General features: G+C 36.6%; 22 protein-coding genes. All 22 read left to right on the top strand.

What is annotated here, in order from left to right:
- The first annotated feature begins 179 nt into the window (after positions 1-179).
- The 22 genes from dprA (at position 180) to fliL (ending at position 20,008) form a co-directional block, all read left to right on the top strand.
- Positions 180-1,061, top strand: a complete 882-nt coding sequence (gene dprA, locus ACIQX2_RS00800; protein WP_402845974.1) for a DNA-processing protein DprA — start codon at positions 180-182, stop codon at positions 1,059-1,061.
- Between the two features lie 110 nt (positions 1,062-1,171).
- Positions 1,172-3,247 carry a type I DNA topoisomerase gene (gene topA / locus ACIQX2_RS00795; RefSeq protein WP_402845972.1) on the top strand — a complete coding sequence of 692 codons (2,076 nt, stop codon included), beginning with the start codon at positions 1,172-1,174 and terminating at the stop codon, positions 3,245-3,247.
- A gap of 15 nt (positions 3,248-3,262) precedes the next feature.
- A complete protein-coding gene (gene trmFO, locus ACIQX2_RS00790; protein ID WP_402845971.1) occupies positions 3,263-4,573 on the top strand; it encodes an FADH(2)-oxidizing methylenetetrahydrofolate--tRNA-(uracil(54)-C(5))-methyltransferase TrmFO in 1,311 nt (436 codons plus the stop codon).
- A 71-nt stretch (positions 4,574-4,644) separates the two neighbouring features.
- Complete coding sequence (gene xerC, locus ACIQX2_RS00785; RefSeq protein WP_402847464.1) at positions 4,645-5,544, top strand: tyrosine recombinase XerC; 900 nt, start codon at positions 4,645-4,647, stop codon at positions 5,542-5,544.
- An 18-nt stretch (positions 5,545-5,562) separates the two neighbouring features.
- Positions 5,563-6,111, top strand: a complete 549-nt coding sequence (hslV, locus tag ACIQX2_RS00780) for an ATP-dependent protease subunit HslV (RefSeq protein WP_093060085.1) — start codon at positions 5,563-5,565, stop codon at positions 6,109-6,111.
- The gene (gene hslU / locus ACIQX2_RS00775; protein WP_402845968.1) at positions 6,108-7,499 is read left to right on the top strand and encodes an ATP-dependent protease ATPase subunit HslU; all 1,392 of its coding nucleotides are present in this window, start codon (positions 6,108-6,110) and stop codon (positions 7,497-7,499) included. The genes hslV and hslU overlap by 4 nt, the downstream gene beginning before the upstream one ends.
- Before the next feature lie 84 nt (positions 7,500-7,583).
- A complete protein-coding gene (gene codY / locus ACIQX2_RS00770; RefSeq protein WP_402845966.1) occupies positions 7,584-8,363 on the top strand; it encodes a GTP-sensing pleiotropic transcriptional regulator CodY in 780 nt (259 codons plus the stop codon).
- 293 nt (positions 8,364-8,656) lie between these two features.
- Positions 8,657-9,049: a flagellar basal body rod protein FlgB gene (gene flgB / locus ACIQX2_RS00765; RefSeq protein WP_402845964.1), complete on the top strand. Its 393-nt coding sequence runs from the start codon at positions 8,657-8,659 to the stop codon at positions 9,047-9,049.
- A 2-nt stretch (positions 9,050-9,051) separates the two neighbouring features.
- Positions 9,052-9,513, top strand: a complete 462-nt coding sequence (gene flgC / locus ACIQX2_RS00760; protein WP_402845962.1) for a flagellar basal body rod protein FlgC — start codon at positions 9,052-9,054, stop codon at positions 9,511-9,513.
- Between the two features lie 59 nt (positions 9,514-9,572).
- Positions 9,573-9,839 (top strand): flagellar hook-basal body complex protein FliE, encoded by a 267-nt coding sequence (gene fliE, locus ACIQX2_RS00755; protein WP_483880196.1) that lies wholly within the window; start codon positions 9,573-9,575, stop codon positions 9,837-9,839.
- 59 nt (positions 9,840-9,898) lie between these two features.
- Complete coding sequence (fliF, locus tag ACIQX2_RS00750; protein WP_402845959.1) at positions 9,899-11,488, top strand: flagellar basal-body MS-ring/collar protein FliF; 1,590 nt, start codon at positions 9,899-9,901, stop codon at positions 11,486-11,488.
- A gap of 119 nt (positions 11,489-11,607) precedes the next feature.
- Positions 11,608-12,621 (top strand): flagellar motor switch protein FliG, encoded by a 1,014-nt coding sequence (gene fliG / locus ACIQX2_RS00745; RefSeq protein WP_090562587.1) that lies wholly within the window; start codon positions 11,608-11,610, stop codon positions 12,619-12,621.
- A complete protein-coding gene (fliH, locus tag ACIQX2_RS00740; RefSeq protein WP_402845956.1) occupies positions 12,605-13,384 on the top strand; it encodes a flagellar assembly protein FliH in 780 nt (259 codons plus the stop codon). The genes fliG and fliH overlap by 17 nt, the downstream gene beginning before the upstream one ends.
- 5 nt (positions 13,385-13,389) lie before the next feature.
- Positions 13,390-14,712: a flagellar protein export ATPase FliI gene (gene fliI, locus ACIQX2_RS00735; RefSeq protein WP_402845954.1), complete on the top strand. Its 1,323-nt coding sequence runs from the start codon at positions 13,390-13,392 to the stop codon at positions 14,710-14,712.
- Positions 14,713-15,162: a flagellar export protein FliJ gene (gene fliJ / locus ACIQX2_RS00730; RefSeq protein WP_402845952.1), complete on the top strand. Its 450-nt coding sequence runs from the start codon at positions 14,713-14,715 to the stop codon at positions 15,160-15,162.
- Positions 15,163-15,170: 8 nt separating this feature from the next.
- Positions 15,171-15,770, top strand: coding sequence for a MotE family protein (locus ACIQX2_RS00725; protein ID WP_402845949.1), 600 nt, complete (start codon positions 15,171-15,173; stop codon positions 15,768-15,770).
- A 36-nt stretch (positions 15,771-15,806) separates the two neighbouring features.
- Positions 15,807-16,997 carry a flagellar hook-length control protein FliK gene (locus ACIQX2_RS00720; RefSeq protein ID WP_402847463.1) on the top strand — a complete coding sequence of 397 codons (1,191 nt, stop codon included), beginning with the start codon at positions 15,807-15,809 and terminating at the stop codon, positions 16,995-16,997.
- Between the two features lie 12 nt (positions 16,998-17,009).
- Positions 17,010-17,669, top strand: coding sequence for a flagellar hook assembly protein FlgD (gene flgD / locus ACIQX2_RS00715; protein ID WP_402847461.1), 660 nt, complete (start codon positions 17,010-17,012; stop codon positions 17,667-17,669).
- Between the two features lie 15 nt (positions 17,670-17,684).
- On the top strand, positions 17,685-18,065 hold the full coding sequence (locus ACIQX2_RS00710) for a TIGR02530 family flagellar biosynthesis protein (RefSeq protein ID WP_402845947.1): 381 nt from the start codon (positions 17,685-17,687) through the stop codon (positions 18,063-18,065).
- Between the two features lie 84 nt (positions 18,066-18,149).
- The gene (gene flgG, locus ACIQX2_RS00705; RefSeq protein ID WP_402845945.1) at positions 18,150-19,070 is read left to right on the top strand and encodes a flagellar basal body rod protein FlgG; all 921 of its coding nucleotides are present in this window, start codon (positions 18,150-18,152) and stop codon (positions 19,068-19,070) included.
- 295 nt (positions 19,071-19,365) lie between these two features.
- On the top strand, positions 19,366-19,587 hold the full coding sequence (locus ACIQX2_RS00700; protein WP_093060115.1) for a flagellar FlbD family protein: 222 nt from the start codon (positions 19,366-19,368) through the stop codon (positions 19,585-19,587).
- Positions 19,577-20,008 (top strand): flagellar basal body-associated protein FliL, encoded by a 432-nt coding sequence (gene fliL / locus ACIQX2_RS00695; protein ID WP_402845943.1) that lies wholly within the window; start codon positions 19,577-19,579, stop codon positions 20,006-20,008. The genes ACIQX2_RS00700 and fliL overlap by 11 nt, the downstream gene beginning before the upstream one ends.
- The last annotated feature ends 7 nt before the right edge of the window (positions 20,009-20,015 follow it).

The following is a 20,015-nucleotide window of genomic DNA, read 5'->3' as shown; positions in this document are numbered from 1 at the left end:
TTCAGGTGGACGCAGGTAAAGCCATGCCGGCGGAAAGTGTCCGCCCGGAGCAGAAATCAATGGCATATCTAGGTTATTAAAGGACCGGGCGTCTATTTTGCTCGGTTTTTCTTAAAAAAATCCTACGCTTGGAAGGACAAACAATACTAAACTAGTTATATAAATAAAGGAGGAAACCAATGAATAATAATCAATTTATTAACCGACTTTTAGCTTTACATTATGTTTTTCCAGTACCTTTAAATAAGCTACAACCTTTACTTGAATATGACCCCAAACTAGCTGATTTAGAAGAAATATCCCCTCATTTTTTGTCGAAATTATTTAAAATTTCCCTCGAACGCGCGATTAAACTCCAAAAAATGTTTCGAGAATTTGTCGAAACTCCGATGCGTCAAATGTATGAAAAACATTCGATTACCCCCATTCTGTTTTCTGATCCCAACTATCCTAAAAGTTTACTAGATTTATATGATCCTCCCACCGTAATATACGTAAAGGGTAGGTTAGAATTACTTGCGAACTCTAAAAAAATAGCAATTATAGGTTCAAGAGAGGCGACTAGTTATTCCGCTGAAAGTATTAAGGTAATACTACCTCCCTTAATAAACGAAGAGTATGTAATTATTAGTGGTCTGGCCAAGGGTGCAGATACATTGGCCCATCAAATAACGATGAGCTTAGGTGGAAATACGATTGCAGTCCTCGGAACCGGATTATTTCATGTATATCCTAAACAAAATCTTAAATTAGCTAACGAAATGGAGAAAAATCAGCTATTATTAACAGAGTACCCTCCCTATATAACACCCCAAAAGTGGAATTTTCCAATGAGAAATCGAATTATTAGTGGGCTTTCCAAAGGAGTCATTATTACAGAAGCGACAAAAAAGAGTGGTACAGTTTCCACAATGGAGCACGCATTAGAAAATGGTAAGGAGATTTTTGCGATTCCGGGATCTATACACTCGCCACTTTCTATTGGCCCGCATTTGCTAATATTAGAAGGCGCAAAACCAGTGTGGAATGGTCATCAAATACTAGAAGAGTTAAATAAATAAAAAACAAAAAAATGAAAAGTCTTGCTTTTATGAGAAAACTGGTATACATTTTGCAACAGGTATTTGTTTTGAAGATTAAAGCGAGTTACCTTCTATAAGGAGGCAGATTTATGTCGGATTATTTGGTAATTGTTGAATCGCCAGCAAAGGCAAAAACAATAGAAAAATATCTTGGAAAAAAATATAAAGTCAAAGCATCGATTGGTCACGTTCGTGATTTACCTAGAAGTCAAATGGGTGTCGATACGGAAAATAATTACGAACCAAAGTATATAACAATCAGGGGTAAAGGCCCGGTACTACAAGAATTAAAAACAGCAGCAAAAAAAGCGAAGAAAATTTATCTCGCGGCTGACCCCGACAGAGAAGGAGAAGCAATAGCATGGCACTTGGCAAACTCATTAAATGTTGATATTGAATCAGATTGCCGCGTAGTATTTAATGAGATTACTAAAGAAGCGATTTTAGAATCGTTTAAACATCCTAGACCAATAAATATGGATCTAGTAGATGCTCAACAAGCAAGAAGAATTTTAGACAGACTTGTAGGATACAATATAAGTCCTATTTTATGGAAGAAAGTGAAAAAAGGCCTTTCAGCAGGCCGAGTGCAATCTGTAGCTCTTCGTTTGATCATTGATCGAGAAAATGAAATTAATAATTTCACACCAGAAGAGTATTGGACAATTGAAGGACAATTTGATAAAAATAAGAAAGCCTTTGATGCACTTTATTATGGAAGTGAGAAAGAAAAAAGAAAACTTTCTAATGAAGAAGAAGTAAAAGAAGTACTGAAGTTAATGAAGGGCAAGAAGTTTGAAGTTGCAAATGTTGTGAAAAAAGAACGAAAACGTAATCCAGCACCTTCCTTTACGACATCTTCCCTTCAACAGGAAGCAGCAAGAAAACTAAATTTCAGAGCTAGAAAAACAATGATGCTAGCACAGCAATTATATGAGGGAATCGACTTAGGTAAAAAACAAGGGACGATCGGGTTGATTACCTATATGAGAACAGATTCAACAAGAATTTCGGATAGTGCTAAAGCTGAGGCGCAAGAATATATCAAAAATGAATTTGGTTCTGATTACATTTCTACGAAGAAGGTGGAAAAGCAATCGAAAAAGGCACAAGATGCCCACGAAGCTGTCAGACCTACAAGTGTCCTAAGAACTCCTAATGAGCTAAAAGCTATTCTATCTCGTGACCAACTAAAATTATACAAGCTAATATGGGAACGTTTTATAGCAAGCCAAATGGCATCTGCTATACTAGACACAGTAGCTGTTGACCTTAAAAATGGAGAAGTTTACTTTAGAGCAAATGGTTCACAAGTCAAATTCCCTGGATTTATGAAGGTGTACGTAGAAGGTTCTGATGATCAAACAGACGATAAGGATAAGTTATTACCAGTTCTAGAAGTTGGAGATAAAGTTAATGCGTTGTCCATTGATCCGAAGCAACATTTTACTCAACCCCCTCCAAGATACTCGGAGGCAAGACTTGTAAAGACTTTAGAAGAGTTAGGGATAGGTAGACCTTCTACTTATGCTCCAACTTTAGATACTATACAAAAACGTGGGTATGTTGCTTTAGAGACGAAGCGTTTTGTTCCTACTGAACTTGGAACAATTGTCCATCACCTCGTATTAGAATTCTTCCCAGAAATTTTAGATATAGAGTTCACTGCCCAGATGGAAAGAGATTTGGATAGTGTTGAAGAGGGACAGGTAAAATGGGTGGAAGTTATTGATGGCTTCTATCAAGATTTTGAGAAGCGGGTTGTGTATGCAGATGCTGAGATGGAGAAAATCGTTATTAAAGATGAACCAACAGGGGAAGATTGTGAAAACTGTGGTTCACCAATGGTATATAAACTAGGGCGATATGGTAAATTTATGGCCTGCAGTAATTTTCCGGAATGTCGTAATACAAAGGCAATCATTAAGGAAATAGGTGTCCCTTGTCGAGCGTGTGGAGAAGGTCAAATTGTGGAACGAAAAAGTAAAACAAAGCGTTTGTTTTATGGATGTAACCAATATCCAACATGTGATTTTGTTTCATGGGACAAGCCGATCAGCCGACCATGTCCGAAATGTAATGAAATGTTAGTCGAAAAGAAATTAAAAAAAGGTATACAAATACAATGTGTTGCGTGTGATTATAAAGAAGATCCGCAAAGTTAGAAAGAAGGATACGACATGACTGAAATAGTAAACGTTATTGGCGCAGGACTTGCAGGAAGTGAGGCAGCGTGGCAAATAGCTAAAAGAGGTATAAAAGTACGTCTTTATGAAATGCGACCTGTTAAACAAACGCCAGCGCATCATACGGACAAATTTGCTGAATTGGTGTGCTCCAATTCGCTTAGAGCAAACAACTTAACGAATGCTGTAGGCGTTATTAAAGAAGAAATGCGTATGCTGGACTCGCTTATTATACAATCTGCAGATAATAGTAGTGTACCTGCCGGTGGCGCGCTTGCTGTTGACAGGCATGATTTCTCTGGTAGAGTTACAGAAGCTATACGCAATCATCCGTTAATAGAAATTGTTAATGAAGAAGTAACAGAAATCCCAGAAGGAATTACTGTTATCGCCACTGGTCCATTAACTTCTCCAGCTCTTGCTGAAAAAGTGAAAGAAATGACTGGGCAAGACTATTTGTATTTCTATGATGCAGCAGCTCCTATTGTAGAAAAAGATAGCATTGATATGGATAAAGTTTATCTAAAATCAAGATATGATAAAGGGGAAGCTGCTTATCTAAATTGTCCAATGACTGAGGATGAGTTTAATCGCTTTTACGATGCATTGATAGCTGCGGAAGTAGTGCCACTAAAAGAATTTGAAAAAGAAATTTACTTTGAAGGCTGTATGCCAGTTGAGGTAATGGCTGAGCGTGGGCGTAAGACATTACTATTTGGCCCGATGAAACCTGTGGGACTAGAAGATCCTAAAACAGGCAAACGCCCATATGCCGTAGTTCAGCTAAGACAGGACGATGGTGCTGGGACACTTTATAATATTGTTGGTTTCCAGACACATTTAAAATGGGGACCACAAAAAGAGGTATTGAAGCTAATACCTGGTCTTGAAAATGTGGAAATTGTGCGTTATGGTGTCATGCATCGTAACACGTTCATTAATTCGCCATATGTATTAGAACCAACTTATCAGCTAAAAGCTAATAAACAAATTTTCTTTGCCGGTCAAATGACGGGTGTTGAAGGGTATGTGGAGTCAGCAGGCAGTGGATTATTAGCTGGCATTAATGCAGCAAGGCTAGCCAAAGGGGAAGAATTAGTCGTTTTTCCAGCTGAAACAGCACTTGGAAGCATGGCGAGATATATTACAGAAGCGAATCCAAAAAACTTCCAACCTATGAATATTAACTTTGGTTTATTCCCTGAATTGCAACCAAAAGTAAGAGATAAAAAAGCGAAAGTCGAACAATTAGCAAATCGTGCGTTGTCGACAATTCAAAATTTTATGAAAAGTACAGCGTTATAATTGCTAAAAGCCTCAAAAAAGTTGTATACTTTTAGAGGCTTTTACAATGGAGAAATATTGGAGTGGAGTTGATAATCATTATAGGGTTAGAAGAACTTCATGCTTTTATGGAATACATACTATTAGAAAGAAATTATTCGAATCATACAGTTCAGGAGTACGAAAATGATATAAAGCAGTTTCTGTCTTTTCTAGAAATTGAGGGAGTCACTCATTTAAATGAGGTTGAGTATATTCATGCTAGATTGTACGTAACGAAATTATATGATCAGAAACTTGCAAGAACTTCGATTTCTAGGAAGATATCCTCCGTTCGCTCTTATTATAAATTTCTACATCAAGAATATAGTATTCGAGATGATGCATTTCAATCTTTGTTTCATCCTAAAAAAGAAAAAAAACTTCCCCATTTTTTCTATGAAGAGGAAATAAAGCAGTTGTTTGAAGGAAACAGAGGAACTGATGCATTATCAATCCGAAATATAGCTATATTAGAATTACTATACGCGACTGGTATGCGTGTAAGTGAACTTACAGCCATTGAACTACGTCATATAGATGAGAGCTATGGAGTTGTAAGAGTGATGGGGAAAGGAAGAAAAGAGCGATATATTCCAGTAGGCGATTTTGCATTGGCAGCGATAGACGATTATTTGCAAAATAGTAGACCGAAGCTAATGAAGAATACTGCGCATACTTTTTTATTCGTCAATAGCAGAGGAGAACATATAACAACTGATGGGATAAGGTATATTTTAAACCAAATGTTGAAAAAAGCCTCTATTAATTCCACTATTTATCCACATATGCTCAGACATACATTCGCTACTCATTTGCTGAATAATGGAGCAGATCTTAGAAGTGTGCAGGAGCTACTGGGGCATTCCAGCTTGTCTTCCACTCAAATCTATACACATGTTACAAAAGAGCATTTACGTAAAACTTATATGAATGCGCATCCGCGTGCGTAAATATTGGAGGTATAAAAAATGGGTAATATTCATGCAACCACGATTTTCGCAGTTAGTCACAATGGAAGCCAGGCAATGTCAGGGGATGGCCAGGTGACATTAGGTAACCAAGTAGTGATGAAGCACACCGCGAAAAAAGTTAGAAGACTTTTTAACGGTCAAGTTGTGGCAGGGTTTGCAGGCTCCGTTGCTGATGCTTTTACACTTTTTGAAATGTTTGAAGGAAAGCTTTTAGAATATAACGGGAATTTACAAAGAGCAGCAGTGGAGCTTGCTAAGCAATGGCGAGGAGATAAAATGCTACGTCAATTAGAGGCAATGCTACTCGTGATGGACAAAAATAGTTTGCTACTTGTTTCCGGAACGGGAGAAGTAATTGAGCCAGATGATGGTATACTAGCTATCGGTTCTGGTGGAAATTATGCATTAGCTGCTGGTAGAGCTCTAAAGCAATATGCAGGTGAGAATATGACAGCACAGGAAATTGCAAAAGCGGCGCTTACTACCGCTGCAGATATATGTGTATTTACAAACCATCAAATTATTGTGGAGGTATTAGGTGAATGAAGGAAGCTAACTTAACCCCAAAACAAATTACAGAGCATTTAAATAAATATATCGTTGGTCAAGACGCTGCCAAAAAAGCAGTAGCCGTTGCACTTCGGAATCGATATCGTCGACAATTACTGGATGACGAGATGAAAAACGAAGTAATTCCGAAGAATATTTTAATGATTGGACCTACAGGTGTTGGAAAGACAGAAATTGCTAGAAGGATTGCTAAACTAACGAAGGCTCCCTTTATAAAAGTAGAGGCAACAAAATTTACCGAAGTAGGTTATGTCGGTAGAGATGTAGAGTCGATGGTAAGAGACTTAGTAGAAGCAGCAATTCGAATTGTTCGAGAGGAGAAGATGGAAGAAGTAAAAGATCAAGCGATTCGTTTGGCAAACGATGCGATCGTTAAATTACTCGTTCCTTCCTTGAAGAAAAAGAATGCTAGTTCCAATCCATTTGAAGCATTATTTGGAGGGAAAGAAGAAGAGACTACAGATGTAGAAGATACAGATGTACGTTTAAAACGCTCGCAAATTGCCGAGGATTTAAGAGACGGGAAATTAGAAGATGAGTTTATCACTGTGGAGGTAGTAGAACAATCACCTTCATTGTTTGATGCTCTACAACCAGCGGGTATGGAGAGTATGGGTATGAATATGCAGGACGCCTTATCAAATCTAATGCCGAAGAAAAAGAAAAAACGTAAAATGAAAGTAAAAGATGCACGAAAAGTATTAATGCAAGAAGAAGCGAACAAACTGATAGACAAAGACGAACTTTCTCAAATAGCAATTGAAAAAACAGAACAAACTGGTATCATATTTATCGATGAAATGGACAAAATAGCAAGTAAAAATAGTGCTAGTTCTTCTGCGGATGTTTCACGAGAAGGTGTTCAACGAGATATTCTTCCAATTGTAGAAGGATCTACTGTTACGACAAAGTATGGTGCTGTAAAAACGGATTATATATTGTTTATTGCAGCGGGAGCTTTTCATATGGCAAAGCCTTCGGATTTGATACCTGAGTTACAAGGGCGTTTCCCAATTCGTGTAGAATTAGAAAAATTGACAAAAGAAGATTTTGTCCGTATTTTAAAAGAGCCGCGCCAATCGCTTATAAAACAATATGAAGCTCTTTTGGAAACAGAAGGAGTAACAATTACGTTCACAGAAGAATCTATTGAATTAATTGGTGAAATTGCTTATGAAGTCAATCAGGAGACAGATAATATAGGAGCGAGACGTTTACACACAATTTTAGAAAAAATATTAGAGGACCTTTCTTACGAAGCTTCTGACATTTCGCCAGCTCATATTCAAATTACACCTGCATATATTGACGGAAAACTTGACAAAATTGTGAAAAATAGAGATTTATCTCAATTTATTTTATAAATCTAAATCAAATTAGTATCTAAAACAATTAAAAACCTTTAGAATATTAAAATAACTAAGAAAATTAACTGGAGGACTTTATTCATGAATTTATTAACTAAAACAAGAAAGATTAACTCGATGTTACAAGCATCTGCTGGTAAACCAGTAAACTTTAAAGAAATGGCAGCTACATTAAGTGAAGTAATCGAGTGTAATGCTTTCATCGTTTCGAGAAAAGGGAAATTATTAGGTTTTGAAGTGCATCAACAAATTGAAAATGATCGTATGATTAAAATGATGGAAGAACGTCAATTCCCTGAACAATATACGAAGAACCTTTTCCATGTTGATGAAACATCGTCTAATTTAGATGTTTTTAGTGAGCACTCTGTGTTCCCAGAAGAGAACCGTGATTTGTTTAAAGATGGTTTAACAACAATAGTACCAATTATTGGTGGCGGAGAACGTTTAGGCACATTAATCCTTGGACGTCTTAAACAAGAGTTCGAGGATGATGATTTAATACTAGGCGAATATGGTGCAACAGTTGTTGGTATGGAAATACTACGTGAAAAATCGGAAGAAATCGAAGAGGAAGCTCGTAGCAAAGCAGTTGTACAAATGGCTATCAATTCATTGTCTTACAGTGAATTAGAAGCAATTGAACATATCTTTGAAGAGTTAGATGGCAGTGAAGGTCTTCTCGTAGCATCTAAAATTGCTGATCGCGTCGGAATTACAAGATCTGTAATCGTTAATGCGCTTCGCAAACTAGAAAGTGCTGGTGTAATTGAGTCAAGATCTCTTGGGATGAAGGGGACATATATTAAAGTATTAAATGATAAATTTCTTGCAGAGTTAGCTCAACTTAAAATGAAGTAAGTAAATTACTTAAAAAATCTCTTCCGCTTATAGTGGAAGAGATTTTTTTTATAGGAGAAAAAAATTACTTCATACTAGTTGTTTTTTACTAGAAAGTTTAGAGAATTCTAATTATTGACCAGTATTGACACAAAATGTCGATACTTATCAAATTAAAAGGAATATAGTCCTATTAAAATAGTGAAAATTCAATAGACACAATGTTACATAAACATTACAATGAAATTATTGTGATATTCAAAGATAATTAATAAAAAAATGTCGAATATTTATTTACGTAATGAGGTGAAAGAATGAGTATATTTGGTGGAGCAATTTCAAGTTTAGAAAAAGGATTAGATTTCTCGGCGGCAAAACAAAAGGCAATTGCGCAAAATATAGCAAATATCGACACGCCAAACTATAAAGCGAAAAGTGTAAGCTTTGGGGAATATTTGTCCAATGCTAAACAATCCACTATTTCAGCACATAGAACGCAAGAAAAACATATAAATTTCGAAACAAAAACTAGTTCTTCTGGTGTATTCGATTATTCCAACCTTAGATATAACCATAATGGCAATGGGGTAGACATGGATAAAGAGCAAGCGAATCTTGCAACCAATCAAATTTACTATAACGCGTTAATCGATAGAATGAGCGGTAAGTTAAATACTCTACAAACAGTTATAAAAGGAGGAGGTTAATTATGTCCATATTTCACGGGATGAATACAACAGCTTCAGCATTAACAGCTCAAAGACTTAGAATGGACGTAATATCTTCCAATATGGCGAATGTAGATACAACCAGAGCAAAGCAAGTAAATGGTGAATGGCAAGCATATAGAAGAAAATCAGTAACATTTAAGCCGCTAGAAGGTAATTTTTCAAATTTTTTAAATGTCGCTATTGGTTCTTCTGATAAAAAAAGTGTCGGTAATGGTGTGAAAGTTAGTGATATAAAAGAGGATACAAAAACGCCATTTAAACTAGTGTATGATCCGACACATATTGATGCAGATGAAAATGGGTATGTAGAAATGCCAAATGTTGATCCCCTAAGAGAAATGGTTGATTTAATATCTGCAACTAGATCTTATGAGGCGAATGTAACAGTTTTTAATGCGAACAAAGCTATGTTGTCTAAGGCATTAGAAATAGGAAAATAAGAAAGAGGGTGTAGTTTAAATTGCCAATAGAATCCATTTCGTTATTTAATCCTTCACAAATAACTCCAATTTCGACAACCTCAAAGGTTAGTCCAGCAGAAGCACAAGCTGATTTTGGAGATTTTTTAAAGACTGCAATTCAATCAGTAAATGAAAATCAAAAAGCCTCCGATGTAGCTACTGAAAAACTTATAAATGGTGGGAATATTGAGTTACACGATGTTATGATTGCTTCACAGAAAGCTAGTATTACACTAAATGCAACATTAGAAATTAGAAACAAAGTAGTAGAAGCTTATCAAGAAATAATGCGTATGCAAGTGTAACCTCTCTCGGTTATCGCTAAATATCGAGCAAAAATATTCACCATAGCCGGAGGATAATAATGAATGAACGTATAAAAAAAATGACGAGCGATGTAACAACATTTTGGAAGAGTCGCACTAAAATGCAAAAAGGAACAATGATTGGAAGTTTGTTAGCGATTATTATTCTAGCTATTATTATTACATTTATGATGAATAGAACTAACTTTGTTCCACTATATACAGACGTATCACCATCTGAAATTGGACGAATTAAAGAAACGTTAGATGCTCAAGGAGTGCCAAATGAAATTGCACCGGGCGGAACCTCCATCTTAGTACCAGCAGAGCAGGTTGATGCATTGTTAGTCCAATTAGCAGCAGAAGGCTATCCACAGTCGGGAATGATAGATTATAGCTTCTTTTCTCAAAATGCTGGATTTGGTATGACAGATAACGAGTTTAATGTATTGAAGCTAGCTTCCATGCAAACAGAGCTTGCAAAATTGATTAAAGGTGTGGAAGGGGTAAAGGATGCCCAAGTAATGATTACTCTGCCGGAAGAGGGAGTATTCCTTTCACAAAGCAATGAAACTGCAAGTGCAGCGATTGTTTTGAACACAGAGCCTGGGTACAAATTTACGGATTCACAGATTCTATCCTTGTATAACCTAGTTTCGAAGTCAATTCCGAATCTTCCTACCGAGGAAATTAGTATTAGAAACCAATACTTAGAGTACTTTGACTTAGAACAAGCAAATACAAACACAGCAGGTGCAAACGTCAGCGATCAAATGTCGATCAAGAAAACGATTGAACGTGATTTGCAACGTCAGGTACAAACAATGTTAGGTACTTTAATGGGGCAGGATAAAGTAGTTGTCTCTGTTACTACGGATATTGACTTCAAACAGGAAAATAGAGAAGAAAATTTAGTAGAACCTGTTGACGAAGAAAATATGGTGGGAATTGAAATTAGTGCGCAGCGTATTTCTGAAACCTTTACAGGTGAAAATCCTGTAGCAGGTGGTACTCCAACAACAGAAGATGCTACTGATAACTTTACTAACTATGTTGAAGGTTCCACATCAAACGGTGATTATGAGCGAAATGAAGATACGATTAATAGTGAAGTAAATCGTATCCGAAAAGAAATAGTAGAAAGTCCATATAAAATTAGAGATATAGGGATTCAAGTGATGGTAGAACCTCCTAATCCTGAGGATGTAACAACTATGCCGGACGGTGTAGAGCAAGATATAGAGCAAATTCTTGCAACAATTATCCGGACTTCTATTGATGAAGAAGCTGGTGGAGATTTGACAGAGGAATTATTGCAGGAAAAAATTGTCGTATCGGTACAACCGTTTAATGGAAAAGCAACTACTGTTGCAAGTACACAATCTACAATTCCTTGGTGGATCTATGTAATCGGAGGAATTTTACTTGTTGCCATAATACTTCTAGTAGTATCTTTACTTCGCTCTAGAAAAACCGATGAGGAAGAAATGTTTATTCTAGAAGAGCAACGTGAAGAGCTAAAAGTAGATGATATTAATACAGAAAAAGAAACTGAATCTACTTTAAGACGAAAACAATTAGAGAAAATGGCGAAAGATAAGCCAGAAGAATTTGCAAAGTTATTACGTACTTGGATAGCAGAGGATTAACTATTATTTTCAATATTATGTTAAAGCCTCGGGCGGGTGTCACAGATTTTAGACCAGGCTCGCTGGTTACAACATCTGGATACGATTACGCCGTGTCGTAATTAATTGGGAGGACGGCTATGAATAAGAAAGAAAAAGATTTAAGTGGGAAACAAAAAGCCGCGCTCTTATTAATTTCTCTCGGACCAGAAGTGTCTGCTTCTATTTATAAGCATTTGAATGAAGAAGAAATTGAGCGTTTAACTCTTGAAATTTCAGGTGTAAAAAAAGTAGAGCCTGAAATTAAAGAAGATATAATAGAAGAATTTCACAATATTGCATTAGCGCAGGACTATATTTCGCAGGGTGGGATTGGTTACGCGAAAACAGTTCTAGAAAAAGCTTTAGGTACAGATCATGCACAGGCTATTATTAATCGTCTTACTTCTTCCTTGCAAGTTCGACCATTTGATTTTGCCAGACGTGCAGAGCCAGCTCAGCTGTTTAATTTTATACAAAATGAACATCCGCAAACGATTGCCTTGATCCTTTCTTATTTAGAGGCGCAGCAGGCTGGAATCATTCTTTCTTCATTGCCGCAGGAAGTACAAGCGGATATTGCAAAAAGAATAGCTACAATGGATTCCACCTCGCCTGAAGTAATTAGTGAAATAGAGTCTGTACTGGAAAGAAAGCTATCTTCAACTGTAACGCAGGATTACACAGAAACTGGCGGTATCGATGCAGTAGTCGAAGTACTGAACGGTGTAGACCGAACAACAGAGAAAACAATATTGGATGCATTAGAAATTCAGGATCCAGAGCTTGCCGAAGAGATCAAGAAAAGAATGTTCGTATTCGAAGATATCGTTACGCTTGATAATCGCTCTATTCAACGAGTTATTCGTGACTGTGAAAACGAAGATTTACTTCTTTCTATGAAGGTTTCTAGTGAAGAGGTTAAAGATGTAATATTCCGAAATATGTCGGTACGTATGGCCGAAACGTTCAAAGAGGAAATGGAAATTATGGGACCTGTTCGCCTTCGTGATGTTGAAGAAGCTCAATCTCGTATTGTTACTGTAATTAGAAGGTTGGAAGACGCAGGCGAAATAATAATTGCTCGTGGCGGAGGAGATGACATCATTGTCTAAAATTTTCCGAAATGTATATTTGGATGAAACAAAAGAAAACTCAAAGCCCATTCAAATAAGGAATTTACGAGTTCAAGAAATGATGAAAACAGACGAGCCATTGACTCTAGATGTTCTTACACAAGAACGAAATAAAATGATGGAAGAAGTAAACGAAGAGATCGCTGAGAAAAGATCTTTCTTAACTAAAGACATAGAAGAGACTAAATTATATATCGAAAGTCAGTTAAATGATTGGGAGCAAGAGAAGGTATCTTATCAACAACAAGCGTATGATGAAGGCTTTATGCAAGGTATAGAAGAAGGTCGCTTAAAAGCGCAAGCAGATATGCAAAATTCATTGAAATTAGCTAATGATGCAATGAAAACTGCACATGAAAATGCTGCAAATTACTTACAGCAGCAAGAGCATGTCATTCTAGAACTAGCGATACGAACTGCAGAGAGAATTATTGCAACGAAGTTAGATGAAAATGATGAATTGTTTTTATCCATTGTTAAAAGAGGCTTAAAAGAAGCAAGAGAAATGAAAGAGATTAAACTATATGTTTCTCCAGTTTACTTTGAACTTGTTTCTAATAATAGGGAAGAACTTTCCTCCATTTTTCCGATAGATGTTCCTTTTATGATATTTGTTGATGAAGATATGAATGATACGGATTGTTATATTGAAACGAATCATGGAAGAATTGTCGTCAGTATTGATGAGCAAGTTCAAGAATTGCGAAGTAAGCTAGTAGATATTCTAGATAGTATGGAGTGAATGTGATGAAGGCTGTAGATTTGATTCAACAAATTTCGAACGTACCTACCTTTAAAAAATATGGTCGAGTTAGTCGAGTAGTTGGGTTAATGATTGAGTCACAAGGTCCTGAAAGTTCAGTTGGAGATGTTTGTAAAATTCACATTAACTCAACGAAATCAGGAGCCTCCGTAATTCTTGCTGAAGTGGTCGGATTTAAGGAAGAAATAGTCGTATTAATGCCTTACACAAATATTAGAGAAATTTCTACAGGTTGTTTAGTCGAAGGAACAAATAATCCATTAGAGATTAAGGTCGGTCCGGAACTAATTGGAAAAGTATTAGATTCGATGGGAAACCCAATAGATGGATCTGTATTGCCTAAAGGGTTAATGACAGTGGGAACCGAGAAAGATTCCCCTAATCCGTTAACAAGACCGCCTATAGAAGAACAAATCGAAGTGGGTGTAAAGGCGATAGATGGTATGCTAACGGTCGGAAAAGGTCAAAGGGTAGGTATTTTCGCTGGATCTGGAGTAGGAAAAAGTACATTACTGGGCATGATCGCTAGAAATACTAATGCAGACTTAAATGTCATCGCGCTAATCGGTGAACGAGGCAGAGAAGTTAGAGAGTTTATCGAAAGAGATTTAGGAAAAGAAGGATTGGAAAAATCCATCGTTGTAGCTGCTACCTCTGACCAACCAGCTTTGATGCGCATTAAAGGAGCTTTTACTGCTACAGCAATTGCAGAGTATTTCCGTGACAAAGGATTAAACGTCATGCTCATGATGGATTCCGTTACTCGTGTAGCAATGGCACAGCGTGAAGTAGGTCTTGCGGTTGGAGAGCCGCCAGCTACAAGAGGTTATACACCTTCCGTATTTTCTATTTTACCTAAGCTGCTAGAACGCACAGGCACAAATGAAAATGGAACGATCACTGCGTTTTACACAGTATTGGTTGATGGTGATGATATGAATGAACCAATAGCCGATACAGTCCGTGGTATTTTAGACGGTCATATTGTGTTAGATCGGTCCCTAGCCAATAAAGGACAGTATCCTGCGATCAATGTTTTGAAAAGCATCAGTCGATTGATGAATCATATTTCAGATGAAGATCATGTGAAGGCTGCAGAGAGGTTGAGAGACTTGTATTTTACGTACAATAAATCAGAAGATCTAATCAATATCGGTGCCTATAAACGTGGTACTTCTCGTGAAATTGATGAAGCGATACAGTATGAACCTTTAATAACATCTTTTCTAAAACAAGGATATTTGGATAAAGTGTCTTTAGAATCCTCCGTAGATGAATTAGTGAAATTATCAGGTGGTGTTTCATAAATGGTTGCCTATCAGTTTAAATTTGCAAAGGTTTTAACAATTCGTGAACAAGAAAAATCTGAAACCGAGTTAGCTTACAAAGAATCGGTATCGGCTTTTGAAAAAGTTGCATCTGAACTTTATAATTTGTTGAAAAAAAAAGAAGATACAGTAGACAATCAGAATAACCTTCTGACTTCAGGACTTTCCGTTGACAGTATCCATCATTATTCCAATTATATTGTTGGACTTCAAAAAAGAATAGACATTGTTCAAAAGGAAGTTATCCAAGCAAGATCAAAAATGAATTGGATGGAAGAGAGACTTCTCGAAAAATCATTAGAAGTGAGAAAGTTCGAAAAGATACAAGAAAAAGACCATGAACAGTTCCAACAAGAGCAACAAAGACTAGAAACCATTCAATTAGATGAAATATCTTCTTTGAAGTTTCAAAACAAAGAGATTAGGTGAGTAGAAGCATGGCTAAACGGAACAAACCAAATAAAAGCATTGAACAAAATAGTGGCGAAACAAAAGGTATAAGTAAAATAAAAATGTTTTTTTATTTGTTTATCATTCCTTTTTTATTTGCTTTACTTCTCATACTAGTAATTGCTCAAATAGCTAATATTAATGTTTTTGAAAAAGCAAAAGAGATCACTGGTTTTAGTGAAGAACAAGTTTTAACTGAAGACAAAAAGACAGAAGTACTAGAAGAGCGGGTTGTTACCCTACAAGCAGAGATTCAACAAAAAGAAGCACAAATTGACAAAGTTCAAACAGAATTACAGAATTCTGCAAATGAGAAAGAAGCCCTCTTAATAGAACAAGAACGATTATTAAATGAAATTGCAAAATTAACTAGAGACCAAGAGAGTGCAAAGCGAGATTATGCAGAAATCGTTTCAACTTTTGAAAAAATGTCAGCAAAAACTGCCGCTCCTGTAATTACAAAAATGAGTGACGCAGAGGCTTTACGAATTTTAACAAGTCTTAAACCAGATACAGTGGCGAGTATATACGAGAAAATGACGCCAGAAGATGCTGCCAAGTATACAGAATTGATGTCGAAACAGTAATAATAATCCATTGAGGGGAGGTGAAAAAACGTGAAAATGCCATTGATCGTTAACCCAACTATAAATGCAAATACTCAAGTAGGTAGCAAGCTGCAAACTAATATGAATAGCAGTCAGAAATTTGGTTCTGTATTTGGACAAATCTTATCCAATTCACAGATTCAACCAATTTCTACACCACAAGCAAACGTTGAAGGAAATGATCTGCAGGATATGCTGCCAATCCTTAATGTAAATTCGATTGAAGAGCTTAAATCATTACTAGGTACAGATGAATTAACTGTTAGCCATAAGGAATTAAAAGGGCTCTTAGATAAAATTCTTGATGTAGATAATAATACTGATTCTAATGGTGAAATAGAGTCAAATGTCTGGGATTTACTTGCTGGAATAAATGAACAAGCAACTAAAATTATAGATGCGCTCATTTCTTCTCTGAAGGGACAAGGACCGAGCAGTGAAACTGAAGCTAGACAAGCAGTGGAGCTATTAAAAACGGTTCAATTAATCGGAAACAAATCAGATTTAGGCATCAAAGAAGAATCTACACTTTTTGATCTCAAGCAACTACTTGTAAATATGAAAGAAACCATAAGCAAAATACCAACAAATGATACAGCTTTAATACCACAATTATTAAAACAGCCGATTATTCAAACGCAAATGGTAGTTAAACCGACTGCTAACTCTGCTCAACCAGAGCTAGTAACAGAAGTGAAAGAAATTACAACAAATATACAAGGTAGTACTACTACAGTTATTCAAACGAAAGTTGAAACAGTTTCCCTAACATTACCAACGGATAAGGCCGCACAGTCAGAAGAATTCATAAAAGAATTACAAAAAGTGATGAACCGTGTGCAATTTGGATTTGCAGGTGGAGCTAACAGACTAGTTTTAAAACTATTTCCAGAGCAGCTTGGTACCATTCGTATTGAGTTGATTCAAAAAGACGGAATGCTTACTGCAAAAATATTAGCTTCAACAGCACTTGGCAAAGAAATGTTAGATTCAAATTCAAGTCAATTGCGACAAGGTTTTGCTGGTCAAAATATACAATTAGAGAAGCTAGAAATAACACAAGCTTTACAAGATTCTACAAGGCAAGAAAAGAACCAAGATTTCCAACAATCATTCAATCAACAGCAAGAACGACAAGAAAATAGTAAAGAAGAAATAGAAGAACAGTTTTCATTCCAAGAATTCTTAGAAGAAATGGAGGTCTAGAAAGTGGCTGAAATGACTAAAATTACCGACAGTATGTATTTATCCAATCAGGTGAAAAAAACTACTACGACTGGAAATAGTACATTAGGAAAGGATGCATTTTTAAAAATTCTAATGACACAGCTTCAAAACCAAGATCCAACGAAACCAATGGATGATTCACAATTCATTGCTCAGATGGCGCAATTTTCTTCATTAGAACAAATGACAAATTTAACGGAAGCATTTAAGGAATTCGCTGCTGTGCAAGAGCAAAGTCAAATGATTGAATTCAGTAGCTTTGTTGGTAAAAACGTAAAATGGCATGAACTGACAGACAAAAAAGATGAAAATGGTAATCCGATTACAAGTGAGGGTACTGGGGCGATTACAGGTATTAGATTTATAAACGGAAAAGTTGAATTCACTTTGGTAGGCGGGAAAGTTATTAACCCGGGTAATATATCCGAAGTACTTTCTGGTGGTTTAAACTCTAATTCTAATAGTTTAGTTGACGCTAGCCTGTTAATTGGTAAAATAATAAGTTATACTCCTGCTGGCACAGATACAGAAACACCAAGTGAAACTTCCGCAACTGTTGAATCAGTGAGCAAAAAAAGTGGAAATATCGTTTATAACTTAAGTAATGGTACATCCATAACGGCAGATCAAATAACATCCATAAGTAAATAAGAACGGAGACATGCAATGGACAACATTTCTGTAAATCGTGTTCCGCTGCATACAAATATCCGTCAACCAATCACATCAAGCCAAGTAGCTTCACAAAAACAATCTTTCTTACAGCATTTACATGAAGCATCTGTCAACACTGAGCTAAAGGTAAGCAAGCATGCAAATCAGCGCTTGCAGGAAAGAAATATATATATTTCAGAAGCCGAGTGGAAAATAGTAAGCGAAAAAGTTTCAGAAGCGCGCTCTAAAGGTGTGAACGACTCACTAGTTTTGATGGATCAAGCAGCATTAATCGTCAGTGCGAAGAACTCCACTGTCATTACCGCAATGAATCGCACGGAAGCGAAAGACCAATTATTCACAAATATTGACGGTACAATCGTACTAAACTAAAAAAATTATAGCAGGACCTGTAAAGGATGCTATGTGCAGCCGACTGATTGAAGCTAGCACACAAATTGAAGGGAGAAAAAATTAATGATTCGCTCAATGTACTCAGGTATTTCAGGCTTAAAAAACTTCCAAACAAAATTGGATGTAATAGGGAACAACATCTCTAACGTAAACACATATGGATTTAAAAAAGGTCGTACGGTTTTTAAAGATCTTATTTCACAGACGACATCTGGAGCATCTGGTGCCTCTGCTAATCAAGGTGGGGTAAATCCAAAACAAGTAGGATTAGGGTCTCAATTAGCTTCTATTGATACAATTCATACCGGAGGTTCTTTACAATCAACAGGTAATACTCTTGACCTTGCTTTATCGGGAGATGGTTTTTTTATAGTTGGTGAATCTTCAGCAAAACCAGCACCGGGAACTAACGTTACTCTAGATAATTTACAATATACCCGGGCTGGGAACTTCTATATGGATGCGAATGGTTATTTAGTTAATGGGGATGGGAAATATGTGTATGGCTTCACTGAAAATAGCGCCAATACTGGTGCGACATCAACTCCAGTAACAGGTCCGCCAACATACTCAGTTCCAACTGGTGGGACTTTACCAACAAATGGAGTAGGTCCAATTCGTATTCCAACAAATGCTAAGAGTATGTCTGTATCTCAAGATGGTACTGTAACTTTTGTAGATGCAAATAATAATCTTCAAAACGCTGGTAAATTAGTGACTGCTAAGTTTCCTAATCCAGGAGGTTTAGAGAAATCTGGCAGTAACTACTATACTCCAAGTAGTAATTCTGGAACAGCATTGTACACATTTGCATCAGAAAATGGTGCTGGTACGATAAACTCTGGTTTCCTAGAAATGTCTAACGTTGATCTATCTGAAGAATTCACAGACATGATTGTTGCGCAGCGTGGATTCCAAGCGAACACTCGTATTATCACAACTTCTGATTCGATTTTAGAAGAGCTTATTAACCTAAAACGTTAAAATGAGTCAATTTTCGATCACTTTTTTTAAATAAAGTTGACGCAGTTGATTGGAGCGGTAGGCGGCGACTCCAGCGGGAACAGCAAATGTTTTCTGTCCCGATAGCGAAGCGACAGGTACACGAGCGAGAGGCTACAGGCTCGAGCCGTGCCCGCGGAAAGCGTCCTCCTAGAACGGAAATCAGCTGCAAAAGGGTACACTATTGAACATTATATGAAATTGATTCAATCTATTAAACTTTAAACTTATTGCAAGGGAGGGTTGGGCCGTTCCTTAAAAGGCCCGGCCCTTCATAATGATTAATCTGACTCGTTTAAACGGCAAGGAGTTTTCGTTAAATGCTCTGTACATAGAGACTGTGGAGTCTTTCCCAGATACGACGATTACACTCACAAATGGTCATAAATATGTTGCGTTGGAATCTAGGGAAGAAGTATACTTCAAAATTTCTCAGTTTTACAAAGAAATACATATATTATCGAACCCCCATATAAGAGGTGAACAAGATGAAGAGTAAAAACAAACTATTAACCATTATGCTTATTATTTTAGTTTCGATCACATTAGTAGGTGTAGTCGCTTTACTAATCGTAATGCAGTTAAACAAAACAGAGGATTCCAAGGAACCTACCATTGACGAAATTATCGAATCCTCTGTAGATATACCGGAAATAACTACGAATCTAGCTGCCAATAAATTTATCCGTATTTCCCTAAAGGTTCAAACGGATAGTGTAGAGGCTGCAGAAGAGTTAACGAAAAGAGATTTCCAAGTGAAAAATATTGTTATTACAGAGCTTTCAGAAATGACTCCTGAAGACTTAAGTGGTAAAGAGGGTAAAGCGATGTTTGAATCTGCTTTAAAAACAAAAATAGGTGAGCTAATGGATAGTGGAGAAATTCAACAAGTTTATATAACTTCTTATATTATTCAATAAAGCAATT

Source organism: Psychrobacillus sp. NPDC096623 (genome assembly GCF_044762655.1).
Taxonomy (GTDB): Bacteria; Bacillota; Bacilli; order Bacillales_A; family Planococcaceae; genus Psychrobacillus.
The sequence above is the reverse complement of the archived record's forward strand: the minus strand, read 5'-3'. Positions and strand labels throughout refer to the sequence as shown.